This is a genomic window from Stenotrophomonas sp. STEN023, from assembly GCF_056760135.1.
Window position 1 is genome coordinate 1 of record NZ_JBRREF010000123.1, and the last position, 11,370, is coordinate 11,370.

The 11,370-nt window shown below is 64.0% G+C and carries 10 protein-coding genes; 5 read left to right on the top strand and 5 right to left on the bottom strand.

Annotation, left to right across the window (positions count from 1 at the left end; all coding sequences use genetic code 11):
* Positions 1–131: 131 nt before the first annotated feature.
* From ACVOLV_RS21030 to ACVOLV_RS21040, 3 genes are all read right to left on the bottom strand, one after another.
* Complete coding sequence (locus ACVOLV_RS21030; RefSeq protein WP_481556061.1) at positions 132–749, bottom strand: glutathione S-transferase N-terminal domain-containing protein; 618 nt, start codon at positions 747–749, stop codon at positions 132–134.
* 103 nt (positions 750–852) lie between these two features.
* Positions 853–1,311: a cell wall hydrolase gene (locus tag ACVOLV_RS21035; RefSeq protein ID WP_057629626.1), complete on the bottom strand. Its 459-nt coding sequence runs from the start codon at positions 1,309–1,311 to the stop codon at positions 853–855.
* Between the two features lie 518 nt (positions 1,312–1,829).
* The gene (locus tag ACVOLV_RS21040; RefSeq protein ID WP_481556062.1) at positions 1,830–3,860 is read right to left on the bottom strand and encodes an oxidoreductase; all 2,031 of its coding nucleotides are present in this window, start codon (positions 3,858–3,860) and stop codon (positions 1,830–1,832) included.
* 241 nt (positions 3,861–4,101) lie between these two features.
* Between ACVOLV_RS21040 and ACVOLV_RS21045 the strand changes: the two genes are divergently transcribed.
* A complete protein-coding gene (locus ACVOLV_RS21045) occupies positions 4,102–6,072 on the top strand; it encodes an LTA synthase family protein (protein WP_481556063.1) in 1,971 nt (656 codons plus the stop codon).
* 17 nt (positions 6,073–6,089) lie between these two features.
* Here the strand turns inward: ACVOLV_RS21045 and yczE are convergent, their stop codons facing one another.
* Positions 6,090–6,707 carry a membrane protein YczE gene (yczE, locus tag ACVOLV_RS21050; RefSeq protein WP_481556064.1) on the bottom strand — a complete coding sequence of 206 codons (618 nt, stop codon included), beginning with the start codon at positions 6,705–6,707 and terminating at the stop codon, positions 6,090–6,092.
* A gap of 90 nt (positions 6,708–6,797) precedes the next feature.
* On the bottom strand, positions 6,798–7,823 hold the full coding sequence (locus ACVOLV_RS21055) for a zinc-binding alcohol dehydrogenase family protein (RefSeq protein ID WP_481556065.1): 1,026 nt from the start codon (positions 7,821–7,823) through the stop codon (positions 6,798–6,800).
* 382 nt (positions 7,824–8,205) lie between these two features.
* On the opposite strand from ACVOLV_RS21055, the gene ACVOLV_RS21060 reads away from it, so the two are divergent.
* From ACVOLV_RS21060 to ACVOLV_RS21075, 4 genes are all read left to right on the top strand, one after another.
* Positions 8,206–9,309, top strand: a complete 1,104-nt coding sequence (locus ACVOLV_RS21060) for an OmpA family protein (RefSeq protein WP_481556066.1) — start codon at positions 8,206–8,208, stop codon at positions 9,307–9,309.
* 199 nt (positions 9,310–9,508) lie between these two features.
* Complete coding sequence (locus ACVOLV_RS21065; RefSeq protein ID WP_481556067.1) at positions 9,509–10,006, top strand: hypothetical protein; 498 nt, start codon at positions 9,509–9,511, stop codon at positions 10,004–10,006.
* Between the two features lie 26 nt (positions 10,007–10,032).
* A complete protein-coding gene (locus ACVOLV_RS21070) occupies positions 10,033–10,893 on the top strand; it encodes a pseudouridine synthase (RefSeq protein WP_481556068.1) in 861 nt (286 codons plus the stop codon).
* A gap of 80 nt (positions 10,894–10,973) precedes the next feature.
* A complete protein-coding gene (locus ACVOLV_RS21075) occupies positions 10,974–11,273 on the top strand; it encodes a hypothetical protein (protein WP_481556069.1) in 300 nt (99 codons plus the stop codon).
* The last annotated feature ends 97 nt before the right edge of the window (positions 11,274–11,370 follow it).

An 11,370-nucleotide genomic window follows, 5' to 3' on the forward strand; every position in this document is an offset into this window, starting at 1 on the left:
GGGGGGACCCGGGCGGGGCGGGGGGGGGTTTGGGCGTGGCGGGGGCCTAACCCGCCGCGGCGGGCGTTAATTCACCCGGGCCGCCTGGCATAGTCGGGGGGGCCCGTTGCGTTCAAGCGTAGAGCGGCAGATCAGCTCAGGCCTTCTGCCTTGAGCGCGGCCTGCACCGCCGGATCGGCCAGCATGCGCTGCTCGAAGCGGTCCAGTGCGTCCATGCCACCCAGATCGAGCTTCAGGCCGCGTGCCCAGCGCAGGGTCACGTAGGTGTAGGCATCGGCGATGGAGGCACGTGGGGTGCCGCCCAGCCAGTCGACGTCAGCCAGACGATCGTTGATGCGCTGGTACAGGGCGCTGAGCTTCTGCCGCGAGTTCTCCTGGGTGCGGGCGATGACTGCTTCGTCTTCCAGGTATTTGGTCGAGCCGAAGATCGGGTAGTAGGTCGGGTGCAGGTCGGCATTGACGAAGGACAACCAGCGGTTGACCTCGGCACGCGTACGCGGGTCGCTGCCGCCTTCCAGACCGGCAGCCGGGGCCTTGTCACAGATGTAATGCAGGATGGCCGCGTTCTGGGTCAGGAACCAGCCGCCGTCTTCCAGCATCGGCACGGCGCCGGCCGGGTTCTTCTTCAGGTACTCGGGCGACTTCATCGTGGCGTAGTCCACGATCTGCAGCTCGAACGGCAGGCCCGACCAGATCAACGCGATATGGTCGGCCAGCGAACAGGCGCCGGGCTTGGTATAGAGCTTCATCAGAGCTACCTCGGGAGTGAAAAGACCCGGGCATTATGGTCACATGTGCGTTAAGCGGCGTGGCCATGGATGGCACAGACAGTGCGCCACACGTTCAGCTTGCTCAGGAGGCGCGCGGCTTCAGCGACTGCACCTTATAGAAAGTGTGCCCGCCGATGGTTGCCACCTGGTAGGCATTGCGCCAGCTCGGGCTGGCAATGGCATGCGCGGCGAAGTGGCTGGCGCCCGGTACGATCTCCTTGCGCTGGCCATTGGGCAGGGCCCAGTTGCGCTCGGCGGCAAAGGCCACGTCCACGGCTTCAGCCCAGGCATCGTTGTTGCGCAGCTGGGTGCCGGGAGCGACCAGGGTCGGGGCGAACTGCTTGCGTGCGGTCACCACCTGGCACATCGAGTCACCCCACAGGCCGCTGTCCAGCCGCCGCAGGGCGACTTCGGCCACGGCCTGCTGGCCGCGAAGGGTCTGGTCGCGTGCTTCCAGATAGACGGTGGTGCTCAAGCACAACGAGTCGGCTGCTGGCTGCGGCAACATCTGCGACAACCAAAGAATCCAAGCCAGTTTCATAAATCTCCTTGCTCCGTGTGGGCCGCGGCCTGCCTGCTCCCGTTCGGGAACCAGACAACGTACGACTTGGCGTTATGGGGAGGCGGCCGTGGCATCGGGGCCGCCCCGTGGGCAGCCCTCAATGCGATTGGGGAGGGCTGCGCCTGCTCACCAGAACTGGTGGGTGAGCGGAAGTTGGCGCAAGGTAGGGGGCGAACACCAAACCCATCCTGAACGATCCTTGTTGACATTCAGGTTTGTTGCAGGGGCTGTTTCGGTGACGGGTACGCGTATTCAGATTTTTACGGACACACCGCAGGCGTGATTCGAGGTCCTGCCGATGCGCTGCTCAGAGCCAAAATAAGTGAGGTGTGCATCGCATTTTCGCGTGATTTGCTGCCGTTCCGGGGAGCTCGGGCAAGCGCAGCGCGGCCGGAGTTTGCGGTGTTGATGTCTCTGCTGTCGTCCGGCAAATCTTCCCGGGTGCGCTGCGCTTACCCGGGCTGCGGCTGATTTATCCAGAGGGGATGGGTTTTGTCTCAAAATTCTGCGGCGATGCGACTGCCTTGATCGATTGCCCGTTTGGCGTCGAGTTCGGCAGCGACATCCGCGCCGCCGATGATGTGGACGTTGCGGCCGACGGCCTGCAGTGCGTCGGCCAGTTCACGGCGCGGTTCCTGGCCAGCACATACAACCACGGTGCCGACGTCGAGCAGCTGCTCCTGGCCATCCACGCGGATGCGCAGGCCGGCATCGTCCACGCCGAGGTACTCCACGCCGCCGAGCATTTTCACGCCCTTGGCCTTGAGGGTTGCGCGGTGAATCCAGCCGGTGGTCTTGCCGAGCTTGGCGCCCGGTTTGCCGGGGCTGCGCTGCAGCAGCCAGACCTTGCGAGCGGGTGGCTCGGGCTGTGGTTTGGCCAGCGCGCCACGGCTCTCGAAGCTGGCGTCAACGCCCCATTCGGCCATCCAGCGGGCCGGGTCCAGTGCGGGCGAGGGGCCTTCATGCACCAGGAACTCGCCGACGTCGAAGCCGATACCGCCGGCGCCGATGATGGCCACCTTGTCGGCCGCCTTGACCCGGCCGAGCAGGACATCCAGATAGCTGACCACCATCGGATGATCTGCACCGGGGAAGGCAACCTTGCGCGGGCTGATGCCGGTGGCGATCACCACCTCGTCGAAGCCGCTCAGTGCCTCGGCATCGGCATGGGTGTTCAAGCGCAGATCGACTCCGGTTTCGCCCAACTGGTGGCGGAAGTAACGCAGGGTTTCGTGGAACTCTTCCTTGCCGGGAATACGCTTGGCCACGTTGAACTGGCCTCCGATCTCAGCGGCCGCATCAAACAAGCTCACCTTGTGGCCGCGGCTGGCGGCGACAGTTGCACAGGCCAATCCTGCCGGACCGGCACCGACCACGGCGACGCGCTTGGCGGCGGTGGTGGGCTGATAGACCAGCTCGGTTTCGTGCGCAGCACGCGGGTTGACCAGGCAGCTGGCGCGCTTCTGCTGGAACACATGATCCAGGCAGGCCTGGTTGCAAGCAATGCAGGTATTGATCGCTTCGGGTTTTCCAGCCTTGGCCTTGGCCGGCCACTGTGGATCGGCCAGCAGCGGGCGCGCCAGCGACACCATGTCGGCGCCGCCGCCGGCGAGGATGCCTTCGGCCACGTCGGGCATGTTGATGCGGTTGGTGGCGATCAGCGGAATGCCGACATGCGGCTTGAGCTTGGCGGTGACCCCGGCAAACGCTGCGCGAGGCACCGAGGTGGCAATGGTTGGAATGCGGGCTTCGTGCCAGCCGATGCCGGAGTTGAGCAGGGTGGCACCGGCCGCTTCGATGGCCTTGGCCTGCTGCACGATCTCCTGCCAGTTGCTGCCGTCTTCGACCAGATCCACCAAGGACAGCCGGTAGATGATGATGAAGTCCGGGCCGCAGGCTTCGCGGATGCGGCGCACGATCTCCACCGCAAAGCGCATGCGCCTGGCTGCGTCGCCACCCCAGGCATCGGTGCGTCCGTTGGTACGTGGGGCGATGAACTCGTTGATCAGATAGCCTTCCGAGCCCATCACCTCGACACCGTCGTAGCCGGCATCACGCGCGTAGCTGGCGGCGCGGGCGTAGTCGGCGATATGCCGCTCGACGCCAGCGGTCGACAGCGCACGCGGGGTGAACGGGTTGATCGGTGCTTTGCGCTTGGACGGTGCCACCTGCAATGGGTGGTAACCGTAGCGGCCAGCATGCAGCAGCTGCAGGCAGATCTTCGCGCCATGTCCGTGTACCGGTGCAGTCACCTGGCGATGGCGGCTGACTTCCCATGGCCAGGACAGCTTGCTGCCGAACGGCGCCAACCAACCAACCACGTTGGGTGCGAAGCCACCGGTCACCAGCAGGGCCGCGCCACCGGCCGCGCGCTCGCCAAAGTAGGCCGCCAGTTTTGGGAAGTCGCGGGCGTGGTCCTCCAGCCCGGTATGCATCGAGCCCATCAGGATGCGGTTGCGCAGCTGGGTGAAGCCCAGATCCAGCGGGGCAAACAGGTGCGGATAGGCGGTGTCGTTGGCTGGCGTCATGCTGGATACGCTTGCGTATGGAATGACCCATTCTGACTGGCAATCGGTCCGGCCTCAATCCTTCGTCCTGCTGTCGGGGCCGGTCCTATCCCAAATGGGTTACGGCGTCATTACAATGCGCGGCCCCGCCCAGCAACGGACTGACTGTCGTGGAAGCCCCATGCCTGTAATGCCTTCTTCTGTTATTCCCACAAAACGCGTTACGCGGCTGTTTCCCCAGCTCTGGGTGCTGGTCGCTGGCATGGTTGTGCTTGGCGGGCTGGCCCGCCTGTTCATGTGGTGGGACTACGCCGGCAGCGAACGCAGTGTGGCGTTGCTGGGGACGGCCATGTTGCAGGGGATGCGCTATGACCTGGTGGCCGGCGCGGTAGCTGCCGGCCTGATCGGCTTGCTGACAGTCCCGGTGTGGCTGGCGGGACGGCGTGAAACCGCGGTGCGGCTGGCGCAGCGTCTGTTGCTGGCACTGTTGCTGCTGTTCGTCCTGCTTTCGCTGTGCGAACACTTCTATTACGCGTTCTATAAGACGCGCTTTGATCCCATCGTTTTCGGAATGTTCGAAGACGACACTGGGGCGATCCTGGACACCGTCTGGGATGACTATCCGGTGATCCGCGGTGTTGCAGGCCTACTGCTGGCTGGTGGTTTGTTGCACTGGTGCATCCCGCGCGCTGGTGATTGGCTCGCCCAGCGTTGGCCGCGCGCTTCGGGCACCTGGGCGCGCACGCTGTTGCTTGTGCTGCAATGTGTGCTGCTTGTTGTGCTGGCGCGCGGCAGCGTTGGCAGCTTTCCGTTGATCAGACGTGACGTGACCGTCTCGACCGACCCCTTCGTCAATGCCTTGGTGCTGAATGCGCCGCTGGCGCTTTACCGTGCAGCACGAACGCGCGCCAAGGAGACCGATTTCGGGGACGACCCCTTGGTTGGCGTGCGAAGCAATGGATTCAATGATCTGCTAGAGGCCGCCAAGCTTGCCGGGCTGCCTTCGGCGGACCCACAGTTACTGCAGGAGGCGCTGTTCCCGGTCGCGCCTGGCCAACCACGCAGCTTGGCGCAGTCACCGCATGTGGTGCTGGGCTTGATGGAATCGTTTGGGCAGGACCTGCTGTACACCGATGGCCCGCACAACGACATGCTGGGGCGGCTGCGTGCCGAGCTGCCCACAGGCCATCGCTTCGAGAATTTCATTGCTGGACAGAACGGCACCCATCCGACACTGGAGAACCTGATTCTGGGGACGCCGATAACCCCGCTCGCGCTGGGCCGCAACGCGCGGTTGGCGTTTGATACGTCGGCGGCCCTGCCATTCCAGCGCGCCGGCTATCGCACGGTGTTCATTTATGGTGGCGGCAGCGATTGGCGCGAGATTGGCACGGCGCTTCCAAATCAAGGCTTCGACCAGGTATATGACGCGCGCGATATCAAGCAGCGCTTCGCGCAGGCCACCGGCACCGAATGGGGCTTGTATGACAGCTGGTTGTTCCGTTTCGCGCAGGCCGTGTTGAGCGAGGCCGATGCCCGTGGCGAGCGCGTGTTCATGGTGCTGCTGACCACCAGCAACCACCCGCCGCATGCGCTGGATACGCCACGTCGGCAATACCCGCTGGATCCGGCAGCGCTTGGGCCGCGCGCGCTGGCTGACACGGACGAGCTGCGGCGGATGCTGGCGACCTACCAGTATCAGGCTGACGAGCTGGGCGGTTTCCTGCAGCAGCTGCGGGAGCAGCCGCTGGGCGAGCGGACCCTCGTGGCGATGGCCGGCGACCACAATCTGCGTTCGCATTACCGCTATGACCTGCCCGCAGAGCAGGTTGACGTCGACCGCGTGTTCGCCTGGCTGCGAGTTCCGCCAGCATTCGCACCGGCCGACAGCGCGCCGGATACCAGCGCATTTGCCGGCCATGGCGACCTGCTGCCGACCTTGGTGGAGCTGGCCTTGCCTGGCCAGCGCTACTTCGCCACCGGCCGCAATCTCTGGCAGCCGGCACCCAATGGCGGGGAGGCCTTGGCGCAGTTCGACCGCATGTATACCCCTGCCGGTTTGTTGCTGCCTTTGGAAGCGCCGCAGCTACATCGTTGGCTCGATTCGCGCCATGTGCAGATGCAGGGCGAAACGCCGGATGCGATCAGCGCGGCGCGGGCAAGGCAGGCCGCAGCGTGGGTGGCGTTGCGCGATTGGCATATCCGCCAGCAGGTTGCGCGCAGTCGTAATTGACAGCGCAGCAGCCTGGGTCAAGCAGCGGGCGAGGGGGCTGCTGGCCGCGCTTGGCGATCAAACAGGGGTAGGGTGATGCCGCACAGCGGACCGATCAGCACGGCGAACGCCAGCGTGCCCCAGCCGACATTGCCACCCAGCCACCAACCTACTGCCAGTGCGCTGGCTTCAATCAGGGTGCGTACTTTCCAGATCGCCCAGCCAGTGCGCGCATGCAGGCCGGTCATCAGGCCATCGCGCGGGCCTGGGCCGAAGCGCGCACCAATATAGAGCCCGGTGGCCACCGCCAGCAGGAGCAGCCCTGCGGCGAACAGCAGCAGTTGCCACAACAGACCCTGCACGGCCGGCAGCAGATTCAGGCCCAATTGTGCACTGGGGCCGATCAGCAGCACATTGAGGACGGTGCCCAGCCCGGGTTTCTGCCGTATCGGCAGCCACATCAGCAGTACGCAGACGCCGACGAGGTTGGTGACCAGGCCGAAGCCCAGGCCACTGCGCAGGGAGATGCCTTGGCTCAGTACATCCCAAGGGGCGATGCCGATGCCGGCACGGATCATCAGGGAAGAGGCGATACCAAACAGGAACAGGCCCAGCAGCAACTGCAGCAGGCGCGATACGAACGTCAGGGAAGGCATGGTCGGGGGATCAGCGGGCTGCGCGTTGGGTAAACAGAGGTGAGGGCGTTGCGCCACGGTGGCGTGGCGCAACGTACGGCGGGCGGAGGCTCAGTCCCAGCCTTCCAGCGCCAGCTTGCCGATGGTGCTGCCGGCCTCCAGCTGACGGTGGGCCTGGCGCAGGTTGCCGGCATTGATGCTGCCCAATCGCTGGCTCAATGTGGTGCGCAACTCGCCGGCGTCGATCAGGCTGGCTGCACGGGTCAGGATGCGGTGTTGCTCGATCATGTCGGCGGTGCGGAAGCGGGCACGCGCAAACATGAATTCCCAATGGATGCCGATGCACTTGGCTTTATAAGGATCACCAATACGCAGTTCGGTGGCAGGTTCGACGATCAGCCCGACGTGCCCCTGCGGCGCCAGCAGCTCACCCAGCTGTTGCCAGTACAGATCGGTATTGGCGAGATTGAGTGCTGCATCCACTGTAGTGATGCCCAGGGCTTGCAACTGGGCGGCCAGCGGTTGCCGATGGTCGATGACGTGGGCTGCACCCATCTGCTGGCACCACTGCACGCTCGCCGGGCGCGAGGCGGTGGCGATCACGGTGAAACCGGCATGTTGTCCAAGTTGAATGGCCATCGAGCCGACGCCACCGGCGCCGCCAATCACCAGCAGGGTCTTGCCGACATGCCGGCGGCCGTCCAGTTGATAGGGCATGCGCTGGAACAGCAGTTCCCAGGCCGTGAGCGTGGTCAGCGGCAGCGCGGCGGCTTCAGCGAAGTCCAGAGTGGTGGGTTTGCGGCCGACCAGGCGTTCATCCACCAACTGCAGCTGCGCGTTGCAGCCCGGGCGGGTCACGTCGCCTGCGTAATAGACCTCGTCACCTACTTCAAATGCGGTTACCTCCGGGCCGACCGCGACCACCGTGCCGGCGGCGTCAAACCCAAGAACACGAGGGGGATTCTCTTCGCCGGGTTTGGGACCGCGCAGTTTGGCGTCCACTGGATTGACGGAAACCGCCTGAACCTGAATCAACAGGTCCTGCCCCTGCGGGGCGGCGGGTGCGGACAGGGTCAGATCCAACAGTGCGTCGGGGTCGTCAATGGCAAGGTAGCGGGTCAGGCCGATTGCTTTCATGCGGAAAAGTTCCGTAGCGGGGGAGCAAAATCATCATACCGAGCAAACGGTTCAGCTGGCGGTAACTGGCGGTGCAAGCCCCGTTTATTAAGGGTTTGTCATATAAAACCAGCTGCGCTGCAGCATTCTCCCCGGAAGCCTTGCGATAGCTGACTCTTGCGTCCTTTGACCAAGCTGTATACGTTGCGCCAAGCCGGACACGTAGAGGTCTGGTGGTCGATTCATTTGTTATGAGGCTGTTAACATCGTCTTCACGGCCAAGCGCATAATGTGCACCGCGATGGCGTGAGGAAACGGCCGTCTCTGAACGCGACGAAGAATATCGCTGTGCTGGACCATGCCTCTACCGGTTTCATACCCCCGAAACAAGGAGCTGTATTTCATGAACAAGAAGATCCTTACTGCCGCGCTGCTCGGTGGTCTGGCTTTCGCCCAGGCCGCTTCGGCACAGGAATTTGACGACCGCTGGTACCTGACCGGTTCGGCCGGCTTCAACTTCCAGGACAAGGACCGTGGCACCAACGACGCTCCGTTCGCCACGCTGGGTCTGGGCAAGTTCATCAGCCCGAACTGGTCGCTGGACGGTGAACTGAACTATCAGAACCCGAACTTCGACAGCAACCAGGATCAGAACTGGTCGCAGTACGGCGTTTCGCTGGACCTGCGTCGCCACTTCATCCAGGACGGCCGCGGCTGGAACCCGTACCTGCTCGCAGGCCTGGGCTACCAGAAGTCTGAAGAGGAATACCACCTGACCAACGGTCAGCTGGCTGACCGCAAGGACGGCAACCTGGCCGCCAAGGTCGGCGTCGGTCTGCAGACCACGTTCGAAAAGCGCGTCGCTGTGCGTGCTGAACTGGCTTACCGCGCTGACTTCGACGACCAGTCGCAGCGCGAATACGAAACCGGCAAGAACCAGGATTGGTTCGGCGACGTGCTGGCTTCGGTTGGCGTCGTGATCCCGCTGGGCCCGGCCCCGGCTGCTGCTGTTGCTCCGGCACCGGCTCCGGTTGCTCCGAGCTGCGCAGACCTGGATGACGACGGCGACGGCGTCAACAACTGCGACGACAAGTGCCCGACCTCGCAGCCTGGCCAGACCATTGGTCCGGACGGTTGCCCGGTGCCGGTCTCGATCGATCTGAAGGGCGTCAACTTCGATTTCGACAAGGCCACCCTGCGTCCGGACGCCGTGTCGATCCTGAGCGAAGCCTCCGAGATCCTGAAGCGTTACCCGGATCTGCGCGTTGAAGTTGCCGGTCACACCGACTCGAAGGGTACCGACGCTTACAACCAGAAGCTGTCCGAGCGTCGCGCCAAGGCTGTGTACGACTACCTGACCACCAATGGTGTGTCGGCGTCGCGCCTGCAGGGCCCGATCGGCTACGGCGAGAGCCGTCCGATTGCTCCGAACACCAATGCTGATGGTTCGGACAACCCGGAAGGTCGCGCAAAGAACCGTCGTACCGAGCTGAACGTCCAGAACTAATCGGACGCTTCGGTTTCAGTACTTCGGTATGAGAACAAGGCCCGGCATCTGCCGGGCCTTGTTTTTTTTATGGGTGTGACTTTTCAACGCATGATTTGTGTGACGCCGACAGGTAATCGCAGCTTGTGCGCATTTAACGGTTGAAAGCACTGCGGGTGCTGCCTACACTCGCCGCGTTATCTTGCCGAATGGAAATCCGATGCTGCGTATCGCTCTGGCTGGTCTTGTCGCCTTGGCATTTGTGCCTGCCGCCCATGCAGCCGTGGATTGTTCGGCCAGTGCCGTGACGCCGGCACCGCTGGCTACCTCGCTGATCGCCCCGGTCGCCTCGGAGCTGTATGTGCGTCCGGGTCAGCTGGGCATGCCGTCGGGCGTGTTGAGCTCGGCTGGTGGTGAGGAGCAGTCGCTGGACCGCGTGCTGATGCGTCTGCGCGTTGAGAGCTGCAACAACGTGGCCAGCGCCATCCCGGCGCGCCCGGCGATCAATGCCAACGATCCGGCCGCCTACAAGCCGCAGACCGAGTTCGACAACACGCCGTGGCGTTTTGACATGAGCCAGAACGGCAAGCGCATGACCGCCGAAGAATTCGATGCCTGGATGAAGGCGCGCGGTGTACGTGTGGTCAAGGCACGTCCGGCCGCCACCGATCCGGCTGCAGCACCGGCTGCCGCGCAGCCTGCTGCCGAGGTCAAGTAAGGCGGCAACGGCCGCTTGCAGACCTGATGGCGTCGTCCAAGCCTCCGCAGCATCCGCACGCCCGCCGCGCAACGCCCGGCGGGCGTTTGCTTTCGCGTGCGCCCAACGGCGCTGCGCGTGCTGCAAAGGCCGCCCCGGCAGGCGTCCGCCATGGTCTGGCGCGGGTGCTGTCCAAGGCCGGGGTGTGCTCGCGTACCGAGGCGGCACGGCGCGTGCTTGATGGCCGCGTCAGCGTGGATGGCAAGGTGGTGCGGGACCCGGAGTTCCCGGTCGTTGCTGGGCGTCAGCAGGTATTGCTGGACGGACAACCGCTGATAGCTGCAAAACGGCTGTATCTGGCCCTGAACAAGCCACGCGGCCTGGTGACCACGGTGCAGGACGAGCAGGGCCGTGACACCGTTTACCAGTGCTTTGAAGGTGCCGGCCTGCCGTGGATGGCGCCGGTAGGGCGCTTGGACAAGGCCAGCGAAGGCCTGTTGTTCTTCAGCAATGATCCGGAGTGGGCGGCACGTCTTACCGAACCCAGTACCGGCCCATTGAAAACCTACCGGGTACAGGTAGATGCTGTGCCGGATGCGGCGGTGCTTGAGCGCATGCAAGCCGGTATCGAGGACGAAGGCGAGCGCCTGGCGGCGCATTCGGTACAGCTGCTACGTCATGGCGAACGCACTGCATGGCTGGAGGTGGTGTTGGACGAAGGCCGTAATCGCCATATCCGGCGTCTGCTCAAGGCCTTGGGTCTGGACGTGCTGCGTTTGATGCGGGTTGCGATCGGGCCGGTACAGCTGGGCGAGCTGGGCAAGGGGCAATGGCGCGAGCTGAGCGTGGCGGAGCTGAATGCGCTGCAGGCTGCGAGTAAATCATCGCATGCCAGTGTGAATGACTAATTTCAATGAATTCAGGTAAATAGCTGCACTTGCTTAGATGCTGGATTAGACTGCGACTCTAATTCCTTGAGGTTATTGCCATGCAAGCTCTTTCCCGCGTCTCCGGCATCGTTCTCGTGGTGGCTTCGGTTGCGGTGTTGGCTGGTTGTGCGTCCTCGGGCAAGAAGACCGCGAAGCATGATGACAAGCCGATCGAAGTGCGGGTGGAAGCACCGCTTGCCGAGAAGGATGCATTGGGTAATTACCGTTTCATGATGCAGCAGGGCGAGCAGAAGATGAGCGCCGATCAGTTCGATGCCTGGATGAAGGCCAATGGCATCCGCGTTGCCAAGGGTGCAGGCGCGCCGGCGGCAGCAGCCGCACCGGCCAAGAAGAACTGAGAGCAGCAGCTGTAGTGGGGGGGGGGGGGGGCGGCGGGGCGGGGGCGGCGGGGGGGGGATACGAGCCGGGAGGGCGGGCGCCAGCCAACGACCCAAA

Excerpts from the sequence above, each read along its gene's own strand:
- ACVOLV_RS21030 (WP_481556061.1), bottom strand. The coding sequence starts at position 749 with ATGAAGCTCTATACCAAGCCCGGCGCCTGTTCGCTGGCCGACCATATC.
- ACVOLV_RS21035 (WP_057629626.1), bottom strand. The coding sequence starts at position 1,311 with ATGAAACTGGCTTGGATTCTTTGGTTGTCGCAGATGTTGCCGCAGCCA.
- ACVOLV_RS21040 (WP_481556062.1), bottom strand. The coding sequence starts at position 3,860 with ATGACGCCAGCCAACGACACCGCCTATCCGCACCTGTTTGCCCCGCTG.
- ACVOLV_RS21045 (WP_481556063.1), top strand. The coding sequence starts at position 4,102 with ATGGTTGTGCTTGGCGGGCTGGCCCGCCTGTTCATGTGGTGGGACTAC.
- yczE (WP_481556064.1), bottom strand. The coding sequence starts at position 6,707 with ATGCCTTCCCTGACGTTCGTATCGCGCCTGCTGCAGTTGCTGCTGGGC.
- ACVOLV_RS21055 (WP_481556065.1), bottom strand. The coding sequence starts at position 7,823 with ATGAAAGCAATCGGCCTGACCCGCTACCTTGCCATTGACGACCCCGAC.
- ACVOLV_RS21060 (WP_481556066.1), top strand. The coding sequence starts at position 8,206 with ATGAACAAGAAGATCCTTACTGCCGCGCTGCTCGGTGGTCTGGCTTTC.
- ACVOLV_RS21065 (WP_481556067.1), top strand. The coding sequence starts at position 9,509 with ATGCTGCGTATCGCTCTGGCTGGTCTTGTCGCCTTGGCATTTGTGCCT.
- ACVOLV_RS21070 (WP_481556068.1), top strand. The coding sequence starts at position 10,033 with ATGGCGTCGTCCAAGCCTCCGCAGCATCCGCACGCCCGCCGCGCAACG.
- ACVOLV_RS21075 (WP_481556069.1), top strand. The coding sequence starts at position 10,974 with ATGCAAGCTCTTTCCCGCGTCTCCGGCATCGTTCTCGTGGTGGCTTCG.